Raw genomic sequence first — 23389 nt, 5'->3', positions numbered from 1 at the left:
GGGGTCCCGCGGTTGGAGTGGCGCGCTGGAAGCGTGGATCCCGCTACGCGTTGCCGCTTTCAAGAAGTTCCAGCGCGTACTGCAGGTCCGCCGGGTACTGGCTGGTGACTTCGACCCATTCGCCGGTGCGGGGGTGGTTGAAGCCAAGCCTCCGCGCGTGCAGCCACTGCCGGGTCAGACCCAGGTTGGCGGCCAAACGCGGGTCCGCCCCATAGGTCAGGTCGCCCGCACAGGGGTGCCTGAGGGCCGAGAAATGAACCCGGATCTGGTGTGTCCTGCCTGTCTCAAGGTGGATTTCCACGAGGGTTGCCTTGCCATAGGCCTCAAGGACTTCGTAGTGCGTCACGGAGGGACGGCCATCCTCGATCACCGCGAAACGCCAATCATGCCCGGGGTGGCGCCCGATGGGCGCGTCTATGGTGCCCTCCAGTGGATCCGGCAGGCCTTGGACCACTGCGTGGTACACCTTGTCTACGGTGCGTTCCTTGAAGGCCCGCTTGAGCACCGTGTAAGCGTGTTCGCTCTTGGCCACGATCATGACGCCCGACGTTCCGACGTCGAGACGGTGGACGATGCCGGCACGTTCAGGCGCGCCGGATGTTGAAATCCGGTATCCCGCACCTGCGAGGCCACCAACCACTGTCGGGCCTACCCAACCCGGTGACGGGTGCGCCGCCACGCCTACGGGCTTGTCGATGACAACAAAGTCGTCATCGTCCAACAGGATATTCAGGCCTTCCACGACTTCCTCCACGACTTCCAAGGGATCCCGGCGTTCGGGAACGGTGACTTCCAGCACGGACCCGGCAACGAGCTTCGCCGATTTGCCCACCGTGCCTGCGGAGACGGTGACGTTGCCCTCGGCGATCAGCAAGGCGGCCGCGGAACGGGAAATATCCATCAGCTTCGCCAGGCCCGCGTCGGCCCTGGTCCCGCCCAGCTCTTCGGGCACCACGAATTGCTCAGACATCGCGCGGTTCCTGATCCTCAGGTGTTCCGGCCTTGGCCGTCGCGGAACCGGCGGAATGATGGCGGGACCCGTCGAGTCCGATCCCGCGTATGGTCAGCAGGCAGATGATCACAACGCCGGAAACCACCGCCGAGTCGGCGATATTGAAAATCGCGAAGTTGGGCAATTGGATGAAGTCCACCACGTGGCCCATGGCAAAGGAAGGCTCGCGGAAAAGGCGGTCCGTGAGGTTTCCGAGCGCGCCTCCCAGCAGCAGGCCGAGGGCCAGCGACCACCAGACCGATCCCAGTCGACGCACCTGGAACAAAATCACCACCGAAACGGCCGCCATGACGATGGTGAAGACCCATGTGACGTTTTCACCGATGGAGAACGCGGCGCCGGAGTTTCGGATGTAGTACCAATGCAGGAGCGGAGGAAGGACGGGGATCCGCTCGCCTTCGACCATGGTGCTGGTGACCCAGAGTTTGGTCAGTTGGTCGAAGGCGTACGCGAACACGGCGAAGCCTGCAAAGACCCAAAGCAGTGCGGGGCGCCACGCGTGGACCTTGGTGCGGACGGGCTCCGGGATGCCGTTCGTTTGTTCTGTGCCGTCAGTTTGTTCGTCGCTCATAGTACTTTCATTCGGTTCGGTAACCATGGCTTCTGGCGCCTTAACAGCCAAAAGCCGGTGGCCGAGGAATCCCCAGCCACCGGCTTTCAGAATACTTGCTAGACCTCTGCGGCGGCTTCGCCGACCTCAGGAGCCGCAACCGAGCCGCGGGCATCCAGGTCGCGCAGCTGGCCCTCGATGTAGGCCTTCAGGCGGGAGCGGTAGTCGCGCTCGAAGCCGCGGAGCTGCTCCACCTTGCGTTCGAGAACGCTGCGCTGCTGCTCGAGGGCACCGAGGATCTTGCGGGACTTGTCCTGCGCGTCGTTGACAAGGCTGGAGGCTTCGATCTGCGCCTCGGCAATGATCTTTTCCTTCTGCTGCTCGCCATCGGCCACGTGCTTGTCGTGCATCTGCTGAGCCATGGCCAGCAGGCCCGCTGCGGACTCGGCGGAAGGAGAGCCGGCCGAAGGTGCGGCCGGGGCAGGAGCGGCGGCAACAGCCGGCTCCTTCTTCTTCTCGGCCTCGGCCTTCGCCTCGGCTTCTGCCTTGGCCTGTGCGTCCTTGTCGGCCTTCACCGGTGCGGGCACCTTCTCGACCACGGGTGCCGATGCTGCGCTGGCAGGAACCGGGTTTCCGCCTTCGCCGAGCTTCTTGCGCAGCTCGTCGTTCTCTTGGTTCAAACGCCTCAGCTCGACGACGATTTCGTCGAGAAAGTCGTCGACCTCGTCCTGGTCGTAGCCTTCGCGGAACTTGGTCGGCTGAAAGCGCTTGTTGACAACGTCTTCTGGCGTCAAAGCCATCTGGTCACCTCGTTGGTCTAGTTAGTCAGTAGGCCTTCCGGCCGTTCAAAACTACGGTACCTAAATATCATCTGATTCCCCCAATTCAACACCATCGTGTTGGGTCGGAAGATTGCAGCCACGGGCCGAAGAAAAAAGATCGGCGCATGGACTGCGGAAGAGCTACGCCAGCGTGTAGACGAATCCCATTGCGATGCTGACGACAATAAACACGATCAGAAATGCCAGGTCAAGGGACACCCCGCCAAGTTGCAGCGGTGGAATCAGCCGGCGGATCCGTCTCAACGGCGGATCAGTCACGGAATAGACCACGTGCGCGGCCACCAGGGCAGCGCCGCGGGGGCGCCACTGGCGCGCAAACATCTGCACCAGATCATAGACGAGCCTGATGATGAGGGTGACCAGGAACAGCAGCAATGCAATGTACAAAAGGCCGAAAACTATGCCCACGGGTTAGCTCAGATCTCCTAGTTCGCCATTTTCCGGTCAGTCCCTCTATTGCAACACAGATGCCAGGCAGATCGCTCTGCCTGGCATCCCTGTTGACTGTGCTAGCTCTGGTTGAAGAACGTTGCTTGGGCTTCGCTGACCTTCTTGTCGTCGCCAAGAACTTCGACGTACGACGGCGACAACAGGAAAACTTTGCTGGTGACGCGCTCAATGCTGCCGTGGAGTCCGAAGACCAAGCCGGCGGAAAAATCGACGAGACGCTTTGCATCTGCCTCACCCATGTCCGTGACGTTCATGATCACGGGGATGCCGTCCCGGAAACTTTCGCCGATGATCTTGGCGTCATTGTAGGAGCGGGGATGGACGGTGGTGATCTGCCTCAGTCCGGAGGCGTCTTCGCGGCTGGATGCCGCACGCTTGATAGGTGTCACGGGTGCGCGGTATTCCTCTTCGGCGACAGGGGGGACTTCACGAACTACTTCACGTACAGGTGCAGGGGCGCGGCGCTCTTCACGATTGAGGTCGACAGACCGGGCCTCGTCCGTGTGCTGCTCGTTCTGCTCAGACTCGTAGTGTTCATCGCCATCGGCGAGCCCAAGATAAACCATTGTCTTGCGCAGTGCGCCAGCCATGCTGGACTCCTATCGTGTCTGCAGTGGGCGGGCCGCCCATGACTTGACATCGCTGAAATCCCGGCCCGTCGCTTCCAATACTTTGACGCTACCCCACCCGCGGACGCGAACCGAGAATATCCGAGCCAATTCGCAGGTGTGTCGCACCAAATTGAACGGCAGCTTCTAGGTCCTGGCTCATCCCGGCCGATATCCCCACGGCGTCCGGATGCAGTCCTCGCAGATCCCTTGAAATGGCGGCGAGTTTCTCGAACGCTTCCTCCGGGGGCGCTCCGAGCGGCGCGACGGCCATCACCCCGGCCAATCGCAGCCCGGCGGCCGTCGCGATTGATTCGGCGAGGCGCTCGACGTCGAACGGAGCGGCACCGCCGCGGTGGCCGCCGGCGTCGTGCTCAAGACTGACCTGGATGTAGCAGTCAAGGTCCGGCCTGCCGGACTCGGACTGTTGCCGCGCAATGGCCTTGGCCAGGGCCTCGGCCAGTTGCGGACGATCGATCGATTGGACCGAAAACGCGTACTTCGCCACGGACTTGGCCTTGTTGCTTTGCAGTTGACCAATGAAGTGCCAACGCACCGGGAGCCCAGCGAGTTCGGCAGACTTCGCGGCCGCTTCCTGGTCGCGGTTTTCACCGACGTCCGTCACGCCAAGTGCCGCCAGGCGGGTGACATCCGCCGCGGGATGGAACTTGCTGACGACTATCAGTTGCGGCTCTTCGGTTCGCCCGGCTGCGACGGTTGCCGCCGAAATCCGCTGGCGGACCGCGGCCAGCCGTTCGCGCAGCTCGGCAGTCCGTGGCTCGCCGCCAGCGCTTTCCGCCGTTGGAAAAGTCTCACTCATGCGTCCACACCAAACCTGCAAAGCGGCCTGTTTGCTGATCGCGCCGGTACGAGTAGAGCCGGGAGGTCTCCCGCGTGCACTCCCCCGAATACTCCACCCTGACGTCGAGTGCTTTCAACTGGGAACGCACACCGGCGGGCAGATCCAGTGCGGGCGTGCCCCACGAGGTCGTTGACCAGGTTTCCGGAACAGCGGCAGCCACGTCGGCCCGCAGCTGTTCGGGAACTTCGTAGCATTCACCACAGATGGAGGGGCCCAGCCAGGCGCTGATGGTCGCCGCACCGCGGTTTCGCATTTCGGCGACGGTGGCCGAAACGATGTCCGCGGCAACTCCGGGCCGGCCCGCGTGGACCACCGCAAGGACCCGGTCGGTTTCGTCGGGCACTTCGCCCAGCAACACGATGGGGACACAGTCGGCCACCATGACCGCGAGGGGCTGCCCCGTGGACACCATGGCGTCGGCCGTCGGTCCATCGCTGTGGGCGGCGATGAATTCGACGGCTTTTCCGTGTACCTGGTTCATGTATTGGAAACGCCGTTCGCCGAGCCCCGCCGCTGCTTCCAGCCGGGCCCGGCGCACCATGACATTGTCAGGATTGTCCGCCACGTGCAGTGCAAGGTTGCCCGCATCGTCATCGGAGAAGGCGACCGAAATCCCCGGCCGCACTTCTTTTCGCCACCAAAACACTACTGGCTAACTCTCCTGGGTGGGTTTGAACGGACAGGCTACTTCAGGAAGTCCGGAACATCGAGGTCGTCGGTGCGGCTTCCCGAAAGGTCCGGTTCGACGACGGCGGGGAGGTCGACGTCGAAGCCCGAGTCAGCCGGCAAAGCCGACGGGCGCTGCTGGCCCCAGTTGCTCAAGCCTGAAGCGCCGACGCCTGCGGAAACGTGCTGCGGCGCGGAATAGGCCGGAGCAGCTGAAGGTGCTGCGGGACGGTCCGGGGCCGCAGGGGCCTGGTGCTGACCCGGCTGCTGGGCGGCCGACTGGTTCATCGAGGGTGAGGTGGCCTTGAGGTCGTCAAAACCAGCGGCGATAACCGTGACGCGTGCTTCGTCGCCCAAGGCGTCGTCGATGACGGCACCGAAGATGATGTTGGCTTCGGGGTGGGCCACTTCCTGCACGAGCCTCGCGGCCTCGTTGATCTCGAACAGGCCGAGGTCCGAGCCGCCCTGGATGGAGAGCAGGACGCCGTGGGCGCCGTCGATCGAGGCTTCCAGAAGCGGAGAGGCGATGGCGAGTTCCGCGGCCTTGACAGCGCGGTCCTCGCCGCGCGCCGAGCCGATACCCATCAGCGCGGAGCCCGCACCCTGCATGACCGACTTGACGTCAGCGAAGTCCAGGTTGATCAGGCCAGGGGTCGTAATGAGGTCCGTGATGCCCTGGACACCGGACAGGAGTACTTGGTCAGCGGAGCGGAAAGCGTCCAGGACGGAGACGTTACGGTCGCTGATGGAGAGGAGACGGTCGTTGGGGATGACGATGAGGGTATCGACTTCGTCGCGCAGGGCGTCGATTCCGGCTTCGGCCGAACCGGCACGTCGGCGTCCTTCGAAGGTGAAGGGCCGCGTGACGACACCGATCGTCAGGGCGCCGAGCGAGCGTGCGATCCGGGCCACGACGGGGGCGCCGCCGGTTCCCGTGCCGCCGCCTTCGCCTGCGGTGACGAAGACCATGTCGGCTCCGCGAATGACCTCTTCGATCTCATCGGCGTGGTCCTCGGCAGCCTGGCGTCCGACGTCGGGGTTGGCACCGGCTCCCAGACCGCGCGTGAGCTCGCGTCCAACGTCAAGCTTGACGTCCGCGTCGCTCATGAGGAGAGCCTGGGCATCGGTGTTGATGGCGATGAACTCGACGCCGCGAAGGCCGACTTCGATCATTCGGTTAACTGCATTCACGCCACCGCCGCCGATGCCGACGACCTTGATGACGGCCAAGTAATTCTGCGGTGCTGCCACGTTTCGTGCCCCTTGCTTGTGTCCTATAGCGAAACAGATCGAGTCCAACTTGAATCCTTGGACCTTAACCCTCTAGTTGAAGGTTATAGTTATGTCAAGTAACTCTTAAGTGACGGTATGGGCTATGAATCCGACATTCAATGACCGCCTCCGCGTGTCGTGTGAAAGTCCGAAAAATAGCCCTCTACGTCACTGAAGTTACTAGCTGAAATGGCCTATTTGGTAAACGGGTGCCTCGGTGCGCTGACATCGTAGACATTCACCGGAACTTTTGGATTGGCGGGAGCCTTGAGCAACGCCTCGAGGACGCGCGCCTTCAGCTCCTTCTCGTCCGCATTCCCCCATACGACGATCTTGCCGTCCGTGAGCTTGAGCTCGACGGCGTCCGGCGACGAGGCCGAAGCGCTGGCCATCTTCGCCAGCACATCCGCCGGCAGCGTCGCAAGAACAGCCGTGATCGCCTTGAAGAGACTCTGGTTCGCTCCTTGCCCGTCGATGACCGGCAAGGGAACCGATGCGGGATCGGTGGTTGATCCAAGCTGGACGCCATCGACGTCAACCAGTGAATAGTTGTCGCCGCCCTTGACCAGCGCCACGGGTACCCGCTCCACAATGTGGACCAAAAGTTCCGACGGCGGGCGGGCCTCGGTACTGACGGAACGCACCTGGACGAGCGGCTTGAGCAGCGCGGCAATGTCGGCGTCGTTGATTTGCGGAAGGGGTTTTCCCTTCACCGGATCGAGGGCCTTCTGGACGCTCCCCGCCTGAAGCAGCTTGGTACCGTCAACCGTCACAGTGCGCACTGCGAACACCGGAGAGTAGATCGACGCAACGATGATTCCGGCGACCAGGGCGACGACGATGGCCACCACCGTGAGCACCGTCCGACGCCGCTTGCGTCCCTTGGGCTCGGGAAATGCCAGCACATTGCTGTCCTTGCCCGCGGCTGATTCCGAAGGACCACCGACGGGATCGTCGAGGCTGCGTTCTGCACTGACGACTCCCGGCCGGCGGCCCGCCTGCGGCTTGAACGTGGGCTTCCGGGTGTCAGCCACCCAACAGCTCCACGATCCGGGGCCCGTAGGCAGTCACGTCGCCAGCTCCGACGGTCAGGACGATGTCGCCGTCGCCGGCCGCGGAGAGTACCGCGTCCAGTGCTTCCTGGCCGCCGGCCACGAGCCTGCCATTCTTCAGGCGTCCCGTGATCAGGGTGCTCGTGACCCCGGGGATGGGATCCTCGCGGGCTGGGTAGATGTCCAACACGAGGGCTGTGTCCGCCTCGCCAAGCGCCTCCGCAAACTGCTCCGCGAATTCGCGGGTACGCGAAAACAGGTGCGGCTGGAAGAGCACATGCACCTTGTTGCCGCCTGCCACGGAGCGGGCGGCGGACAAGGCGGCCCGGACCTCCGTGGGGTGGTGGGCGTAGTCGTCGTAGACACGCACGCCCCTCCCCTGCCCCTTGAACTCGAATCGCCGCGATGCTCCGGTGAAATGGCCGAGGGCGGCCGCGGCAACCTCGGGTGCCACGCCGAGCTCGACTGCGACGCCGAACGCGGCCGTCGCGTTCAAGGCGTTGTGCCGCCCGGGCACTTGGAGGCCAAGCCGGTATTCCTGTCCGCCGACAGAGACCCGGACATCGCCCGGCCCCCCATCGTACAGGCGGATATCGGCGTCCTCCGCGGTCCCGTAGCCCAGAACCCGGGTGTTGCCCGCGGCGCGGGTCCGTTCCGCGAGGGCCCGGGCACCGTCGTCGTCCGCGCAGGCAAAAAGCACGCCGTCAGCGGGCAGGAGTGCAGCGAAACTGTCGAAGGAGGCGTAGACAGCCTCAGGCGTGCCGTAATAGTCCAGGTGGTCGGCTTCGACGTTGGTGACGACGGCGATGAGGGGCCGATAGTTCAGGAAGGAACCGTCCGATTCATCGGCTTCGGCAACGAAGATGTCCGAGGTGCCGTGCGCTGCGTTGACGCCGAGGGCGGGTACGTTGGCGCCGATGGCGAACGAGGGATCCAGGCCCGCTTCCTTGAGCAACACGGCCACCATTGAGGTGGTGGTGGACTTGCCGTGCGTGCCGGCCACGGTCACCACGCGGTCTGCGCCCATGGTTGCCGCGAGGGCCTCTGAACGGTGGAGCACCGGAAGGCCGGCCGCCCGGGCCGCTTCCAGTTCCGGATTGTCGGCCCTGATGGCCGAACCGGCAACGACGGTCTGCGCGTCACGAAGATTTTCCGCGGCGTAGCCAACTGCGATCCGTGCCCCTGCGGACTGGAGGTCCTGCATGACGGGCAGGTCCTTGGCGTCGGAACCGCTCACGGGAACGCCCCTGGCCACCATGATGCGTGCGACGGCAGACATGCCCACGCCGCCGATGCCGATGAAGTGGACCCTGCCGAGGGAATCGATGTCTGCGAGGGGCTGGGTCATTCGGTTACCGCTTCCAAGACGAGATCAGCCATCCGCTGATCAGCATTTCTGATGCCAAGTTCCTTTGCCTTGCTGGCCATGTCCTCAAGGCGGGCTTGATCCGTGAGCAAAGGAATCAGCTCGGCCTTGAGCCATTCCGCGGTCAGGGCCCGGTCGTCGACAAGAAGCGCTGCACCGGCCTTGACCAGGGCGGACGCGTTCATTGCCTGCTCGCCGTTTCCGATGGGCAGCGGAACGAAGACCGCCGGGAGCCCGACGGCGGCCACCTCACTGACGGTTGCCGCGCCGGATCGGGCAAGGAGGACATCGGCTGCCGCGTAGACATTCTCCATGCCGTCCACGTATTCCACCTGGTGGTAGCCGTCGGCGGCCAGGGGGTCGCCGTCGTCGTTCGTCACCGCCTTGCCGCGGCCGGTGATGTGCAGTGTCTGGATACCGGCTTCCGCCAAAGCGGCGACGGCACCGGCGATCGTACGGTTGATGCTCTGGGCTCCGGAGGAACCGCCGGTCACGATGAGTGCAGGCTGTCCGGCGTCGAGGCCCAGGGACTGCCTGGCATCCGCGCGCCAAGCCGCACGGTCCAGACCAGCGATGGCCTTGCGCATGGGCATCCCCACGTGGCGGGCGTGCCGAAGCCGGGTCTCAGGGAAGGCCACCCCGACATGCTTGGTGAACATGGCCCCTACCCGGTTGGCAAGCCCGGCGCGCGTGTTGGCCTCGTGGATGACGATGGGGATCCTGCGACGCCACGCCGCGAGGTACATCGGTGTGCACACGTAGCCGCCGACGCCGAGGAGTACGTCGGCCTGTGCGTCGTCCAGGATGCGTCCGGCTTGCTTGACCGCCGCCGCGAGCCTGCCGGGCAGTTTGAGCAGATCCGCGGAGGGCTTCCGGGGGAAGGGAACCCGGTCGATGGTGGCCAACTCGTAGCCGGCAGCCGGAACCAGACGCGTTTCCATGCCATTGGGCGTGCCGACGGCAAGGATCCTGGCCTCCGGCCGCAGCGACTTGATGGCGTCGGCAATGGCGAGCAATGGGCTGATGTGTCCGGCGGTCCCGCCGCCGGCGAGGACCACGGAGAGGGGTTTGGGCTGGGAATTCATGGAGTGCTATGTACGCTTTCGTGCAGTTTTCGCAAGTCGCCAGCGCGGCTTCGAACGGCCGGCAGGAGCCATTTGGGCGCGGGCCAAAGACAACACTACGCCCACGCCGCATAGCGACATCACCAACGCTGAACCGCCATAGGAAATGAAGGGTAGCGGAACGCCGATCACGGGCAGCAGGCCGGCCACCATCGCCATGTTGATCGCGGCCTGTCCGAGCATCCACGCCATGATCGAGCCGCCGAGCACGCGGGCGAACAAGTCTTCCTGGTGGCTGACCACCCGGTAGATCGCAACGGCGAGCAACGCAAAGAGCACCAAGACCACGATGGTCCCCACGAGGCCGAGTTCCTCCCCGATGACAGCGAAGATGAAGTCGTTGTGGGCTTCGGGAATCCATTGGTATTTTTGCCGGCTCTGGCCAAGGCCAACACCAAACCAACTTCCCGAGGCAAGGGCGCTGAGTCCCTGTTCGCTCTGGAATCCGATGTCGCTGGCCCCTGCGCAGCTCTGCCCCATCCACGAGGTGATCCGGCACATCCTGTTTCCGCTGGTAACCGCCAGTATCAGCGCCGCGGCGGCGGCAACGCCTCCTGCAGCAGCGAAGAGCTTCAGGTTGACGCCGCCGAAAAACAAGCCGGCCGCCATGATCAACATGACCACCAACGAGGTTCCAAGGTCATGTCCCAGGACAATCAAGGCAATGATGGCGCCGGAGACCGGAACGACGGGGATGAGCGCATGGGTCCACTTGTCGAGAAGCTTCGCCTTCACAGAAAGGACCGTTGCCATCCAGAGCACCAGGGCGAACTTGGCGTACTCCGATGGCTGGAAGGTGAAGCCACCGATCTCGATCCAGTTCTGGTTGCCCAGCACACGCTTGCCGATCACCAGAACCAGCACCAACAAGGCACCGGCGAGAATGATCGAGGGCCACGCGAATCTCTTAAGCCAAAGGACGTTGACCCGTGAAAGCACCAGCATCGCAACGATGCCGATGCCGGCGAACATTCCTTGCTTGGTGGCGATCGAGTACGGGGATTCTCCAGCCGCAATCGCCTCAACACTGGATGCCGAGAGGACCATGATGATCCCGATGGCCGTGAGCGCAAGCGATGCGCCGAGAATCAGGTAGTACGTAGACCCGTTTCTTGATTTGCCGCTTCCCTCAAGCGTTGACCAGAAACCAGCCATCCCGGAACGTATCCGCGACGGCAGCGAGGCTCGAGCAACGCCTGCCGCGCGTCCGGCGGGGTCTGCCTTGCCGGCCCGGGTCCGCCCGGGCCCGCTGCGCGTGGGCGTGCTGACCATTGTTACTCCTCGGTGGTCTGTGCCTGGCCTTCCACAAGCTCGCGCACTGCCCGGATGAAAGCATCGCCACGGTGAGCGTAGGAAGAGAACTGGTCCATGGAGGCAGCCGCCGGGGCCATCAGCACGGTATCGCCGGGCTCGGCGATACTTGCTGCCGACGCGACAGCGTGGGCCATCACGGTGTCGCCGAAGATCGGAGACGGTTCCGCGGCGGTACCAGCTGAATCGGCGGACTGCACCATTTCAGTGTCGCCCTTGGGCTGCCCGATTACGGGCACATCCGCTGCGTGTCGCTTGAGGGAGGCTTCCAGGTCCGCGGTGTCTGTTCCGATCAGCACTACCGCCTTGAGCCTGTGCGCGTTGCTTTTGACCAAATCGTCATAGTTGACGCCCTTGGACAAACCGCCTGCAATCCAGACGACCTTGTCGAACGCCGACAGGGCCGCGGAAGCAGCGTGCGGATTGGTCGCTTTGGAGTCGTTGACCCAGAGTACGCCGTTCTGCTTGGCCACGGGCTGGATGCGGTGGTCTCCCGGGAGATAGTTCCTGAGCCCCTCACGCACGGCGGACGATTCGACGCCGTAGGCGCGCACCAGGGCGGCAGCAGCCAGGGCGTTGGCAACCATGTGTCGCGGCGCGGCAGTGCCCAAATCGGCCAGGGAGGCGAGTTCCACTGCCGAACTCTTGCGTTCCTCAATGAACGCACGGTCCACGAGCAACCCCTCGACGACGCCGAGCATGCTGACAGCCGGGGTCAAGGTGGTGAAACCTATAGCCCTGCACCCCTCGACCACGTCGGCATTTTCCACCATGCGTTCGGTCTCGATCTGCTCAGCGTTGTAGATGCATGCCTTCTGGGTGTTCTCGAAGATCTTTGCCTTGTCCGCGAGGTAGGACTCGTAAGAGCCATGCCAGTCAACGTGGTCCTCGGCGACGTTGAGGCAGACGCTGGCCACCGGGGAGAGGGATTCGATCCAGTGCAGCTGGAAGCTGGACAGCTCAACCGCGAAAGCGTCGTACTCAACCGGATCACGGAGTGCATCCAGGATCGGAGTGCCTACATTCCCCACGGCGATTGCCTTGAGCCCCGCCGCCTGGAGCATTGCTTCGGTCATGCCCACCGTGGTGGTCTTGCCGTTGGTACCTGTGATCGTGAGCCAGTCCGCGGTCTTGCGGCCCTTGCGTTCGCGCACCCGCCAAGCGAGTTCGACGTCGCCCCACACCGGGACGTGGGCCCGTTTGGCGGCTGCCAGGAGGGATTGGTCCGGCCGCCAGCCCGGCGACGTGACCACGAGTTCGGCTTTTTCACCGTCCACACGGGGCAGGGTCGTGACGGCGTCCTGGCCAAGCAGGACGTCGGCTGCGCCCACGATCTTCAAGGTGTCCGCCTGGGCGAGGGCTTTGGCGCTCGTGGCAGCGTCAACAACCACCACGCGTGCGCCGAGTTCGATCAAGGTATCGGCGGCCGCGAAACCGGAGACTCCGATGCCGGTCACGACGACGCGAAGGCCCTTCCAGTCGGAATCCCAACTGACGAGGTCCTTGAGCCGGTCATTGGACGAAGGCTTGGTTTGAGGACTTGCGCTCACAGCAGCACCACCCATTCAGCATAGAAAATCCCAAGGCCTGCTGCCACGAACAGGCCACAAAGAATCCAGAATCGGACAACCACCGTGATCTCGGCCCAGCCCTTGAGTTCGAAATGATGCTGAAGGGGGGCCATCTTGAAGACACGTTTGCCCTTGGTGACCTTGAAGTAACCCACCTGGATGATGACCGACAGTGTAATCAGGACGAAAAGACCGCCGATGATGCCCAAAAGAAGCTCGGTGCGGGAGAGGATCGCAAAGCCGGCCACCGCGCCGCCGATAGCGAGGGAACCGGTATCTCCCATGAAGATCTTCGCCGGAGACGTGTTCCACCAGAGGAAGCCCACCAGCGCGGCACTGCAAATAGCCGCCAGGAGCGCCAGATCGAGCGGGTCACGGACCGAATAGCAGCCGCTGCCCGCCTCGCGGGGCGAACCGCAGGCCTGGTTGTTCTGCCAGATTCCCATGAGTGTGTAGGCGCCGAAGACCATGATGGAGGCACCGGCGGCAAGGCCGTCCAGTCCGTCCGTGAGGTTGACGCCGTTGGTTGCCGCAGTGACGATCAGGTTCGACCAGATGACAAACAGGATGGCTCCAAGGACGGTGCCCCCGAAGGCCAGGTTCAGCCAGGGGATGTCCCGCACAAGGGAAATATGCGTGGAGGCCGGGGTGATCCCCTCCGCGTCAGGGAAGTTCAAGACCAGCACTGCGAAGACAATGCCGACGAATGCTTGAAGGATCAGCTTGGCCTTGGCATTGAGTCCGAGGCTGCGCTGCTTGGAAATCTTGATGAAATCGTCGAGGAAACCAACGAATCCCATGCCGACCATCAGGAACAACAAGAGCAGGCCCGAAGCTGACGGGCCCGGTGATCGTGGGTTCATCATCCACATGATCAGGTGGGTCAACCCATAACTGATGAGCACGGCAGCCACCACGACTGTCCCGCCCATGGTGGGGGTACCGCGCTTGGTGTGGTGGGACGTGGGTCCGTCGTCGCGGATGAACTGGCCGTATCCCTTGGTGACAAGGAACCGGATGAACAGTGGCGTTCCGATCAGAGCCACCAGGAGGGCAACGCCCGCGCCGATCAACAGTGCAATCACAGCAGCTCGTTCCCTTCATTGGCGGCAGTTGCAGCCGCAGTGTTCGCACTTGTCCCGGCCTGTGGGGGTAATGCTATCCGATCCCCCAAATGCCTTAGGCCGACCCCGTTTGAGGACTTGAAAAGCACCAGGTCGCCTGGTTCGAGCTCGGCCTGCAGCAGTTCGTAAGCCTCGTCAGCCGTTTCGGTGAAACTGCATTCGTCGCCCCAGGACCCTTCCTGGATCGCGGAAATGTACAGCGCCCGGGCTTCGCGGCCAACCACAACGAGCCGGGAAATGTTCAAGCGGACCACTTGCGTCCCCACCGCCGTGTGTTCGCGGATGGAATCTTCGCCAAGTTCCAGCATCGCTCCCAGCACCGCCCAGGTGCGGCGTCCCTGGCCGAGGTCGGCGAGGGTTCGCAAGGCTGCACGCATGGATTCCGGATTCGCGTTGTACGCGTCGTTGATGATGGTGACGCCGTCTGCCCGCTCCGTGCGTTCCATTCGCCACCGGCTGGCCGGCGACTGCTCGCTCAGCGAGGCGGCGATCTCGGCCGCAGGGAGTCCTGCCGCGAACGCTGCGGCCGCAGCAGCAAGCAGGTTGGTGATGTGGTGGGCACCGATGAGCTTGCTGTGGACGGGAAGGGGGACCCCGCCGTCGGGCAGGACGAGCTCGAATTCCGGGTGGCCGTCTTCGTCGATATCGGCGTTCCTGGCTTCGACCGCGGAGCCGGAAATGCCGGTAGCGGTGGTTCCGAGCACTTCGGCCCGGGTGCGGGAGACCATCGCCGCGACCCGCGCGTCGTCGAGGTTGATGACGGCCGTTCCGTCCTCCCCCAGCGCCTCGACGAGTTCGCCTTTTGCCTTGGCTATGTTCTCCACGCCACCGAACTCGCCGGCGTGGGCGGTGCCTACGCAAAGAACGACGCCGATGTCCGGCTGGACCATGTCGGCGAGGTATTTGATGTGGCCGACGCCGGTGGCGCCCATTTCGATCACGAGGTAACGGGTGCCAGCATCGGCCCCGAACACTGTGAGCGGCACGCCGACTTCACCGTTGTACGAACCCTGCGGCGCCACTGTGGCCCCGGCCCGGGAAAGGATCCCCGCGAGCAGGTCCTTGGTAGTGGTCTTGCCCGCCGAGCCGGTGATGCCGATGACGGTGAAGGGCTCCCCCTTTGCCGCACGTTCGGCGCGGATTCGGCGGACGGACTCTGCAGCCAAGGCACCCATGGCGATCACGGCGTCATCGACCACGACGGCGGGGTACGGCCGGCCGTCGTCGTCGGAAACGTCGCGCTCGGTCAGAGCCAGAACGGCTCCGCGCTCAAAAGCGGCGCCCACGTAGGCATGGCCGTCGGCGTTCTCTCCTGGCTTGGCCACGTACAACGATCCGGCAGCCGCCTCACGGGAATCGGTAACGACGGACACCGGAACGATGCCCGGGTCCGCTGCCAATCGGCCATTGGTAATATCGGCGATCTCCGCCGCAGTAAGTGCAATCATCTCGGTCTAGGACTCTATCCGCTCGTCCGTGGAAACCTTGAATCCCCTGGCTGTCAAGGCTGCCCGCAGTTCCACCCGGTCATCGAGGGCAAGGTTCACGCCCTTCACTTCCTGCCAGACCTCGTGTCCTCGGCCGGCGATCAGGATGGTGTCCTTCTCAGTGGCGAGTTCCACGGCTTGGCGAATGGCGACGTCCCGGGGGTACGCTTCCACGATCTCGCAGTCAAGGCCCTCTGACTCCTGGGCGGCGCGGGCCCCGGCGATGACTTCCGAACGGATCGCCGCAGCGTCTTCGTCATGCGGATCGTCGTCGCTGACAATCACGACGTCGGCGAGCCGGGCGGCTATGGCGCCCATCGTCGGCCTCTTGCCCTGGTCACGCTGTCCAGTGGCGCCGAAAACGACAATCACTCGGGATCCGGGGGCTTGCGAGCGTACGGCCTTCAGGGCCCTCGCCAGTGCGTCCGGGTTGTGCGCGAAATCGACAACGGAAGCCGGGGCATCCGAGATCAGCTGCATCCGGCCCGGTACGGAAACGGTGAAGGGATCATGCCTCTCGAGCGCCGCCTGCAGTGCCGGCGGTTCGATGCCGGAGTCGAGCACCATAATGGTGGCCAAGGCCGCGTTGGCGACGTTGAAATCCCCCGGTAATCCTGTATGGACGCGTAGGACTGTTCCATCGCGGTGGCGCAATTCGAAGTCCGTTCCAAGCCCGCGTTGCTCGGCTGACTCCACTGTCCAGTCAGCATCGCTGCCCGGCGTGGTCGCCAGCGTGGTCACGGGAATTCCCGCCTCATCGGCCAGTAAGCGCCCCCAGCGGTCGTCGACGGTCACTACAGCGCGCTGTGCGCGCGCGCTGGTGAAGAGTTCCGCCTTGGTCCGGAAGTACTCGTCCATGCTTCCGTGGAGATCGAGGTGATCCTGCGTCAGGTTGGTGAAGCCGGCAACATCGAACGTCACCGAGTCGACCCTGTGGAAGGACAGGGCGTGGGAGGAGACCTCCATGGAAGCCGCGTCAAGCCCACGTTCACGCATGAGGGCGAGCAAGGCATGGACATCCGTTGACTCCGGCGTGGTCAACAGGCTCGGGATGGCCTCGCCCCCCGCAAGGATTTCGATCGTCCCGATCAGGCCAGGATTCCTGCCCAGCGCACGGAGGAGGGAGTTGATGAAATACGTCGTGGTCGTTTTACCGTTCGTACCGGTTACCCCGAAAAGTGTGGGCGAAACCCCATCGAGGGGTTGGCTTCGATAAATGAGGGCGGCGAGGGTCCCGACCGCGGCACGGGGATTGCTGACGATCAGCACGGGAACAGCAAGGTCCTCAAGTGCCAATTGGCGGGCGCCATCTTCATCGCTCAAGACAGCCACGGCACCGGCCGCCACCGCCTGGGCGACAAAGCCGGCCCCGTGCCGTGTGGCTCCGGGCAGGGCCAGGTACAAGTCTCCCGGCTCGACAGTCCGCGAGTTGAGAGATACACCGGTCACCGACGTACCGCTGGAGTCCAGGGGCAGCGCAATTCCGAGGGAGGACGCGATGGACTCAAGGGGAACAGGCGCCACGACGGCTGGACGGAAGCCGGGTTTGTCCGTAGCCGGCGGGTTCCCTGTAGGGATCGATACGGCATCATTCTGCTCTGACAAGGTGGTCTCCGTTGGTGCTCGTAAAACTGGCCGTGCGGGATCCCGGGGGCTCCGCAAACGGCATGGGTGGATCGTAATGTGGCCGGACAGATGCCCAACAAGCTTACTTGGCGAAACTGGACTACTTGCCGTACTGGCCCTATTTGGCGTATTGGGGGAACCGCGCCGGAGTGCCGGTGGACGGCGGGACGTTGTAGGTGCGCAGGACCTGGCCCATGACCGAGCGGAAAATCGGCCCCTGGGTGATGCCGTAAATGCTGCCCTTGGGCCGCTGGAGGACTACCTCTACGATGAAGCGCGGATTCTCCATGGGCGCCATACCCACAATGGACGCGGTGTAGCCATCGAAGCCAGGTAGCCCGTCTTCACGGGGTGCCTGGGAGGTGCCCGTCTTGGCGCCCACGCGGTATCCATCGATGGCGGCATCTTTCACTTCGCCCATTGTGACGTTGCTCTCCAGGATGTCCCGGACCTGTTGGGCCGTTTCCTTGGAAACGACTTGGCGGGAATCCTTGGCAGGCACTTTGTTCTCGACCCCGTCGGCTCCGACGTAACCGTCAATCAGCCGCGGTTGCAGCATCACGCCGTCGTTGGCCACGCTTTGGTAGGCCCGGACGGTCTGCAGCGTGGACTGGGAAACACCTTGGCCGAACAGTACGGTGTACTGCTGGCGGTCATCCCATTGATCGGGCTTGGCCAGGATGCCTGAGGTTTCAGCAGGGAGGCCGATGTCCGGAGCTTCGCCGATACCGAAGCGGGTGAGGTAGTCATAACGCTGTTGCTTGCTCAGGCGGCTGCCGATCATCACGGTACCCGTGTTCATCGAATAGCCAAGGATGCCGGCAAGGGTCCTCTGCTCGGTTCCATGGTCGAACGCATCGGTGAACGTCTGACCGTCGATGGTCAAAGCAGGTGGAATGGTGACCGTGTCCAGCGGGCTGGACTTTCCTTCATTGATCGCAGCGGACGCGGTGATCATCTTCTCGACCGAACCAGGCTCATAGGCGGCCGTCACGGACCGCACGCCGCGGTCCGCGGCCGCTACCTTGCCGGGGTCGTTGGGATCCGGGGCGTTCGTGTCCGCCATCGCAATGAGGTTCCCGGTCTTGATGTCCTCGACGACGATTGACCCCCACTCGGCATTGAGCTGGTTGACCTGGGTCTGGATGGCCTGCTGCGCAAAGTACTGGATGTCCGTGTTCAGGGTCAGCTTGACGTCCTGGCCGTTCACGGCAGGTGTCAGCAGGTCGGTCGCCACGGGAATGCGAAGGCCATCCGCGCCGATCTCAAAGACGCGCTTGCCATCCTTGCCGCGCAGGAGATCGTCCTGGGTCTGCTCAAGGCCGGCCTGGCCTGTGGTGCCGTCCTTGAGGAAGCCAATGACTCCCCCGGCGACGCTTCCATTGGGATAGACCCGCTTGCTGACGCCTTCCGACACCACACCAGGGATGTGCAGTTGGGATATCCGGTCTTCGACGTCCGGCTTCACTTCCTTGGCCACTATGTTGTACTTCTTCACGCCGGTCACGGCCTGCGTGACCTGCCCGACGTCCATCCCCAGCGCACTGGCAAGCTCTGATATCCCCTGGGACCTGGAGATCGTGTCTATGGCCTGGGTCTGGGAGTTGAAACGGGGAAACTGATCAGTGTTTGTGTTGACCGTCTGGTCCACCACAATGTTGTAACGGATCACGCTGCTGGCGAGCACCGTGCCGTTCGAGTCAAGGATCTTGCCGCGCTCGGCAGGCAGGATGGTGGTTGTCAGCCGGTTGTTGTAGGCAGCCTCGGCCAGGCCTCCGACGTCAAGCCCTTGCACCAGGAACAACTTGCCCCCTACCACCAACAGCAGCGCCAACATGATCGCGAGGCCGATGCGCAGGCGCTTCTTCGCCGCCGGCGTTCTCTTGTTCTTCGATTTGCCGGTTTTCTGCACCACGTCGATTCCTTGCTGCTTGCCTTGCTGTTTACCCTGAAATCAGGTCGGCTGAACGCTACTGCCCCGGTACCTTCTGCTGTGGAGCGGGGACCGAACCACCATGGAGATCCACAACCGGCGCCTTGGGTGCCGCCGGAACCGCGGGCGCTTGCGGTTTAGCCGGTGTGGAGTCGGCGGTCCCGTTGGGTTTGCGGCTGTCCAGCGAATCATTCTTGGCAGGGGCAGGAGGTACGACGCTCGACTGGCCTGCAACCGCAGGAGCAGCAATGACGGCACCGGGATTCTGCCCCTTGGTTGCCGGCGTGGCTTTTCCTGTGACCGTCAGGTTGTCCAGGTCGATCTGGCCCGTGGCAGTGGAAGCTACCATTCCCAATTCTGCGGCCTTGGCGGCCAGATTCTGGGGAGCTTGGTAGTTCTGGACCTGCTGTGTCAGATCCTGGTTCTGCTTGTTCAGGGATGCAGCGTCGTTCCTGAGCTTGACGAGGTCGTACTGGGCCGTGGAAACGGAGATGTTGAGGACCAGGACAGTCAACAAGGCGGCTGCCAGCACGCCGAAGCAGAAGACGACGAACGGAGTCCGTCGTCTTCCTGGAACACTCTGCACGAGCGAGAGCGGCGTCCGCGCCTTGCGGGGCGCGTCGCGCTCCGGTCCCCGGGCGGGCAGGGCACGCGCGGTGTTGCCCACTGTGGTCGGCAGGATCTTCGCGGCAGCGGTGCTCATGCTGTTCTCCTCGCTTTGATGCGTTCCACGGCCCGCAGGCGGGCAGATGCCGCACGCGGGTTTTCGGCGATTTCTTCGGGTGTCGGCACTTCCGTGCCTTTGGTCAAGGTCTTGAATTCCGGCTTGTGTTCCTCCAGCTCCACCGGGAAGCCGAGCGGCGCCGATGACTTGGAGCGGGACTGGAAGACGGACTTGACGATTTTGTCTTCGAGGGAGTGGTACGACATCACCACTACCCGTCCCCCCATTGCCGAGGCCGAGAGAGCGGCAGGCACTGCCCTCTCAAGGACGTCGAGTTCCTCGTTGACTTCAATCCGCAAGGCCTGGAAAGTCCGCTTTGCCGGATGCCCGCCGGACTTTGCAGCCGCCGCAGGAACAACGCCGCGGATCTGCTCGACGAGTTCACCGGTGGTGGCGAACGGCTTGGCGGCCCTCGCCGTGACGATGCGGTTTGCGATTCTGCCGGCAAACTTCTCTTCGCCCCACTTGCGGATAATCCGCACCAGGTCTTCTTCGGAATAGTTGTTGACTACGTCAGCGGCAGTCTGGCCGCGGCTGGTGTCCATCCGCATGTCCAGTGGAGCGTCGTAGGAGTAGGCAAAACCGCGCTCCCGCTCGTCCAGTTGAAGGGAAGACACGCCCAGGTCCATGAGGATCCCGTGCACCTCGGGGATACCAAGGTCCGCGAGGACATCTTCTATCTCGTCATAGACGGCATGTACGAGGTCCGTGCGGGCAGAGAACGGTTGCAGGCGCGCTCCGGCGAGGGCGAGTGCCTCTTCATCCCGGTCTATCCCGACAAGGTGCAGATCGGGGAACCGTTGCAGCATCGCTTCGGAGTGGCCGCCCATTCCCAACGTGGCGTCGATGACGACGGGGGTTTCGCCACGGCTGCGGGCCGCCTCAAAACCGGGTGCCAACAAATTGATGCACCGGTCCTTCAGGACCGGTACATGTCGCTCCGAGGTTGGTTTTGGCGCGTCTTGCTCCTCCATGCGGCCTCCTCAGAGCTGATTGTTCGTCGGTCAGTCGGGCGGATCGCTTCTTGAGCCGGATCCCCATCCGCGCCTATCGCAGCGTCTGCCTGGCTCCGGGGAAGGTGAGCCAGGAAAACAATGTGATGGGCGGCTGGAGATCCCGTCCAAGAAGCATTGATGCTTCCTGTCCCGGTTTCTAAATGAACCCGGGAAGGTTGTCGTCGTCGGTCTCCGAGAAGGCGGCTTCCTTCTCGGCCAGGTACTCATCCCAAGCCTGGGCATCCCAGATCTCAGCACGGGTTCCGGCGCCGATGACCGCCAATTCCCGCTCAAGACCTGCGTAGCTCCGGAGCGCCGGCGGAATCGTCACGCGCCCCTGCTTGTCAGGTACCTCGTCAGAGGCTCCGGACAGGAAAACCCGGATGTAGTCACGTGACTGCTTGGAGGAAATGGGGGCCTCCCGCATGGACTCGTGAATACGTTCGAATTCCCGCTGGCTGAAGACGTAGATGCAACGCTCCTGGCCCCTTGTGAGCACCAAGCCGTCAGCAAGTTCCTCGCGGAACTTGGCGGGAAGGATGATCCGGCCCTTTTCGTCCAGACGGGGAGAATGCGTGCCAAGAAACACTGGCCCACCGCCCCCATCCGTAAAGGTGCCCGTACCTGCCCCACGCCGCCACTACCCTCTTACTCGCTCCACTTTACTCCACAAGCCCCCACAGTCAACGCAATCCGGCGTGTTTCCGCCCCACTTTCGAATGCGGCAGCCTGAAAACACGTGGATCTCAAGGGTGGTTGGCGGTGGAGGAGACTTTGCGGCGGCGCTGCGGGGATGCGCACGACGGCGGCCCTGAGTCGTGCCCGCAGGCTCGCGAGGTGCGGCGAACGTGGCGTTAAATGCGAAAAGACCCGATATTCGGGTCTTTTCGCAATCAGGCCAGAGCCTGGTGGTGCAATGTGGAGGACTCGGCATCCACGTGGAGGACGAGCCCCTCAATGGAGCGCTCAGCTACTCCTCGCCGCGGCGACGCTCGTCCCAGCGTTCCTCGAGGTTGCTCATGAATGAGTTCCTTGCCTTGCCCGGCTTGGCGCTCTTCGACTTGCCGCCGACTGCCCTTCTCAGGGTGGCGAAGTAAACGCCGGCGCCCATGACTATGAAGCCCAGCACGCCAAGGAAGATGTTCTGCAAGGACACACCTACCAACAACAAGAGAATCCCGGCGATAGTGCCTAGAACGCCAATAACGATGTGCCTGGTCGACCATGAGCGAATGGGGTCAGAGCCCATTGAATTGGCAAACTTTGGATCGTCCTCATGCAGTTGCTTCTCGAGTTGCTCGAGGAGCTTCTGTTCGTGCTCCGAGAGGGGCATCGCGACCTCCTTTAGTCGGCCAGCGTCTGGATACGCCGCGGCCGTTGCCTCTTGTTCCTTGAACGGACGAACCCAAAAAAGGGTTCCCGAAGACCGTGTCTTGTGAACACGGTCTCACGGAACAGACGCAACATGGCAATTTATCCAGACGGTCTAAATCTGTGTATCTCTAGGATAGTTTGTTGGCCGCTGTTCTGAAAGACACTCCGGAGGCGCGCGAGCGCACTTCGACGCCTAGGGAGAGCCCTGCCCATCGGGCTCCGCATGCGGCTCCAGAAGCGTTGCCGGAAGGACAGTCTTGCTGCCGAATCGCTCGGTGACTCGGTCAAGCGCCTGCTCGGCGGCCCGCCAGTTGTCGTCCCTGCGATCCAGGCTTAACTGCAGCGAGGCATGCTCGGCCGGCTCAAGCTGCTCGGCGCGGACTCCCACAAGCCGCACGCTCATCGGCCGCTCCCCCAAGGACGCCAGCAACTGGCTCGCCACCTGATAGATCAGCTGGGCGCTGTCCACCGGCGTATGCATTGTCTTGCTGCGGCTGATTGTCGAAAAATCCGCATAGCGCAGCTTCAGCGCGATGGTCCGGGCTACCATTCCGGCTGTCCGCAGCCGTGAAGCGGTTCGGTGGGAGAGCCTCAGCAACTCGCGGTGCAGGAGCGCGTCATCCGGAGTGTCAACTGCGAACGTTTCCTCGGAGCCAATGCTCTTTTCGAGGCGGGTAGGCGTGACCGGCCGCGGATCCAGGCCCAGCGACAATCGGTGGACGTGCTCGCCCGAAGCTCCAAGGACCTTTTTCAAGGAAGAAAGCGGCGTGGCCGCAACATCAGCGACGGTACGGATCCCCAGCCTGGCGAGGACATCGGCGGTCTTGGCCCCGACTCCCCACAAGGCGTTCACGGGCAGGCTGTGCAAGTAGGCTACGGTCTGCCCCGCCTCAATCAGGAGCAGTCCGTCGGGTTTGCAGCGTGTAGAAGCTATTTTGGCAACGAACTTGTTGGCGGCTATCCCCACGGACGCAGTGATTCCCAGCTCGGACGCAACGCGGCTCCGGATCAAATGGCCGATCTGAAGAGGCGGACCAAGCCTCCTGATCGCGCCGCCGACGTCCAGGAAAGCCTCGTCGACGCTCAACGGCTCCACGAGGTCCGTTATCGATTCGAATATTCCCATCAGCTGCCGGGACACCTCGTAATAAAGGGTGTGGCGGGGTTCGATGATGATCGCGTTGGGGCACATCCGCATGGCGTTGGCCATGGGCATGGCAGACTTCACGCCCAACGCGCGCGCTTCGTAGGATGCGGACAGCACAACTGAGCGATCCACCGGAAACCCCACAATGACGGGCTTCCCCTTGAGTTCAGGCCGCGTGCGCAGTTCCACGGAGACAAAGAAGGCATCCATGTCTACGTGGAGGATGCTGGTTCGCCTCAGTTCCCGCAGGGCAGCGGGATCCGGGGCGAATTCTTGTCCGGGGCCCCGCCCGT

21 protein-coding genes and 1 pseudogene are annotated in these 23389 nt (G+C 63.3%); all 22 read right to left on the bottom strand.

Annotated elements, in window-relative coordinates:
* Positions 1 to 43 precede the first annotated feature (43 nt).
* Positions 44 to 970 carry an RluA family pseudouridine synthase gene (locus QRN52_RS05640; protein ID WP_284751775.1) on the bottom strand — a complete coding sequence of 309 codons (927 nt, stop codon included), beginning with the start codon at positions 968 to 970 and terminating at the stop codon, positions 44 to 46.
* Complete coding sequence (gene lspA / locus QRN52_RS05635) at positions 963 to 1583, bottom strand: signal peptidase II (RefSeq protein WP_284751774.1); 621 nt, start codon at positions 1581 to 1583, stop codon at positions 963 to 965. The genes QRN52_RS05640 and lspA overlap by 8 nt, the downstream gene beginning before the upstream one ends.
* A 98-nt stretch (positions 1584 to 1681) precedes the next feature.
* On the bottom strand, positions 1682 to 2362 hold the full coding sequence (locus QRN52_RS05630; RefSeq protein WP_284751773.1) for a DivIVA domain-containing protein: 681 nt from the start codon (positions 2360 to 2362) through the stop codon (positions 1682 to 1684).
* 162 nt (positions 2363 to 2524) lie between these two features.
* Positions 2525 to 2812, bottom strand: a complete 288-nt coding sequence (locus QRN52_RS05625; protein ID WP_269996787.1) for a YggT family protein — start codon at positions 2810 to 2812, stop codon at positions 2525 to 2527.
* A 101-nt stretch (positions 2813 to 2913) separates the two neighbouring features.
* Positions 2914 to 3444 (bottom strand): cell division protein SepF, encoded by a 531-nt coding sequence (locus QRN52_RS05620; protein WP_284751772.1) that lies wholly within the window; start codon positions 3442 to 3444, stop codon positions 2914 to 2916.
* Positions 3445 to 3532: 88 nt separating this feature from the next.
* On the bottom strand, positions 3533 to 4282 hold the full coding sequence (locus tag QRN52_RS05615; protein ID WP_284751771.1) for a YggS family pyridoxal phosphate-dependent enzyme: 750 nt from the start codon (positions 4280 to 4282) through the stop codon (positions 3533 to 3535).
* Positions 4275 to 4970 (bottom strand): purine nucleoside phosphorylase YfiH/LACC1 family protein, encoded by a 696-nt coding sequence (locus QRN52_RS05610; RefSeq protein ID WP_284751770.1) that lies wholly within the window; start codon positions 4968 to 4970, stop codon positions 4275 to 4277. The genes QRN52_RS05615 and QRN52_RS05610 overlap by 8 nt, the downstream gene beginning before the upstream one ends.
* A 38-nt stretch (positions 4971 to 5008) precedes the next feature.
* Complete coding sequence (gene ftsZ / locus QRN52_RS05605) at positions 5009 to 6241, bottom strand: cell division protein FtsZ (protein WP_284751769.1); 1233 nt, start codon at positions 6239 to 6241, stop codon at positions 5009 to 5011.
* 215 nt (positions 6242 to 6456) lie between these two features.
* Positions 6457 to 7296 carry a cell division protein FtsQ/DivIB gene (locus tag QRN52_RS05600; protein WP_284751768.1) on the bottom strand — a complete coding sequence of 280 codons (840 nt, stop codon included), beginning with the start codon at positions 7294 to 7296 and terminating at the stop codon, positions 6457 to 6459.
* Positions 7289 to 8563: pseudogene (gene murC, locus QRN52_RS05595) on the bottom strand (UDP-N-acetylmuramate--L-alanine ligase); the annotation flags it as partial. The gene QRN52_RS05600 and the pseudogene murC, both read right to left, overlap by 8 nt.
* A gap of 95 nt (positions 8564 to 8658) precedes the next feature.
* Entirely contained in the window at positions 8659 to 9765 is a 1107-nt protein-coding gene (gene murG / locus QRN52_RS05590; protein ID WP_284751766.1) for an undecaprenyldiphospho-muramoylpentapeptide beta-N-acetylglucosaminyltransferase, read from the bottom strand.
* 6 nt (positions 9766 to 9771) lie between these two features.
* Positions 9772 to 11076, bottom strand: coding sequence for a putative lipid II flippase FtsW (ftsW, locus tag QRN52_RS05585; protein ID WP_284751765.1), 1305 nt, complete (start codon positions 11074 to 11076; stop codon positions 9772 to 9774).
* 2 nt (positions 11077 to 11078) lie between these two features.
* Entirely contained in the window at positions 11079 to 12680 is a 1602-nt protein-coding gene (gene murD / locus QRN52_RS05580) for a UDP-N-acetylmuramoyl-L-alanine--D-glutamate ligase (RefSeq protein ID WP_284751764.1), read from the bottom strand.
* Positions 12662 to 13771, bottom strand: coding sequence for a phospho-N-acetylmuramoyl-pentapeptide-transferase (mraY, locus tag QRN52_RS05575; protein ID WP_269996805.1), 1110 nt, complete (start codon positions 13769 to 13771; stop codon positions 12662 to 12664). Before mraY ends, murD begins: the two co-directional genes overlap by 19 nt.
* Positions 13768 to 15258 carry a UDP-N-acetylmuramoyl-tripeptide--D-alanyl-D-alanine ligase gene (locus QRN52_RS05570; RefSeq protein WP_284751763.1) on the bottom strand — a complete coding sequence of 497 codons (1491 nt, stop codon included), beginning with the start codon at positions 15256 to 15258 and terminating at the stop codon, positions 13768 to 13770. The genes mraY and QRN52_RS05570 overlap by 4 nt, the downstream gene beginning before the upstream one ends.
* Positions 15259 to 15264: 6 nt before the next feature.
* Positions 15265 to 16902: a UDP-N-acetylmuramoyl-L-alanyl-D-glutamate--2,6-diaminopimelate ligase gene (locus tag QRN52_RS05565; RefSeq protein ID WP_502869694.1), complete on the bottom strand. Its 1638-nt coding sequence runs from the start codon at positions 16900 to 16902 to the stop codon at positions 15265 to 15267.
* A gap of 139 nt (positions 16903 to 17041) precedes the next feature.
* The gene (locus QRN52_RS05560) at positions 17042 to 18838 is read right to left on the bottom strand and encodes a peptidoglycan D,D-transpeptidase FtsI family protein (protein ID WP_284751762.1); all 1797 of its coding nucleotides are present in this window, start codon (positions 18836 to 18838) and stop codon (positions 17042 to 17044) included.
* Positions 18839 to 18893: 55 nt separating this feature from the next.
* Positions 18894 to 19559: a cell division protein FtsL gene (gene ftsL, locus QRN52_RS05555; protein WP_284751761.1), complete on the bottom strand. Its 666-nt coding sequence runs from the start codon at positions 19557 to 19559 to the stop codon at positions 18894 to 18896.
* A complete protein-coding gene (gene rsmH / locus QRN52_RS05550; RefSeq protein ID WP_284751760.1) occupies positions 19556 to 20554 on the bottom strand; it encodes a 16S rRNA (cytosine(1402)-N(4))-methyltransferase RsmH in 999 nt (332 codons plus the stop codon). The genes ftsL and rsmH overlap by 4 nt, the downstream gene beginning before the upstream one ends.
* Before the next feature lie 178 nt (positions 20555 to 20732).
* Entirely contained in the window at positions 20733 to 21164 is a 432-nt protein-coding gene (gene mraZ / locus QRN52_RS05545) for a division/cell wall cluster transcriptional repressor MraZ (RefSeq protein ID WP_059389147.1), read from the bottom strand.
* A 381-nt stretch (positions 21165 to 21545) separates the two neighbouring features.
* Positions 21546 to 21908: an SCO2097 family morphological protein gene (locus tag QRN52_RS05540; protein WP_284751759.1), complete on the bottom strand. Its 363-nt coding sequence runs from the start codon at positions 21906 to 21908 to the stop codon at positions 21546 to 21548.
* A gap of 234 nt (positions 21909 to 22142) precedes the next feature.
* The gene (gene dinB / locus QRN52_RS05535) at positions 22143 to 23345 is read right to left on the bottom strand and encodes a DNA polymerase IV (protein WP_284751793.1); all 1203 of its coding nucleotides are present in this window, start codon (positions 23343 to 23345) and stop codon (positions 22143 to 22145) included.
* Between the last annotated feature and the right edge of the window lie 44 nt (positions 23346 to 23389).

This window comes from Arthrobacter sp. efr-133-R2A-120, assembly GCF_030209835.1.
In the GTDB taxonomy this organism is placed as follows: Bacteria; Actinomycetota; Actinomycetes; order Actinomycetales; family Micrococcaceae; genus Arthrobacter.
Note: the sequence above shows the minus strand (reverse complement) of the source record. Positions and strands in the feature narration are given on the sequence as shown.

Bases quoted from the DNA above. Each gene is read 5' to 3' on its own strand.
- QRN52_RS05640 (WP_284751775.1), bottom strand. From the start codon at position 970: ATGTCTGAGCAATTCGTGGTGCCCGAAGAGCTGGGCGGGACCAGGGCC.
- lspA (WP_284751774.1), bottom strand. From the start codon at position 1,583: ATGAGCGACGAACAAACTGACGGCACAGAACAAACGAACGGCATCCCG.
- QRN52_RS05630 (WP_284751773.1), bottom strand. From the start codon at position 2,362: ATGGCTTTGACGCCAGAAGACGTTGTCAACAAGCGCTTTCAGCCGACC.
- QRN52_RS05620 (WP_284751772.1), bottom strand. From the start codon at position 3,444: ATGGCTGGCGCACTGCGCAAGACAATGGTTTATCTTGGGCTCGCCGAT.
- QRN52_RS05615 (WP_284751771.1), bottom strand. From the start codon at position 4,282: ATGAGTGAGACTTTTCCAACGGCGGAAAGCGCTGGCGGCGAGCCACGG.
- murG (WP_284751766.1), bottom strand. From the start codon at position 9,765: ATGAATTCCCAGCCCAAACCCCTCTCCGTGGTCCTCGCCGGCGGCGGG.
- ftsW (WP_284751765.1), bottom strand. From the start codon at position 11,076: ATGGTCAGCACGCCCACGCGCAGCGGGCCCGGGCGGACCCGGGCCGGC.
- murD (WP_284751764.1), bottom strand. From the start codon at position 12,680: ATGGGTGGTGCTGCTGTGAGCGCAAGTCCTCAAACCAAGCCTTCGTCC.
- QRN52_RS05570 (WP_284751763.1), bottom strand. From the start codon at position 15,258: ATGATTGCACTTACTGCGGCGGAGATCGCCGATATTACCAATGGCCGA.
- ftsL (WP_284751761.1), bottom strand. From the start codon at position 19,559: ATGAGCACCGCTGCCGCGAAGATCCTGCCGACCACAGTGGGCAACACC.
- rsmH (WP_284751760.1), bottom strand. From the start codon at position 20,554: ATGGAGGAGCAAGACGCGCCAAAACCAACCTCGGAGCGACATGTACCG.
- QRN52_RS05540 (WP_284751759.1), bottom strand. From the start codon at position 21,908: ATGCCCCTCTCGGAGCACGAACAGAAGCTCCTCGAGCAACTCGAGAAG.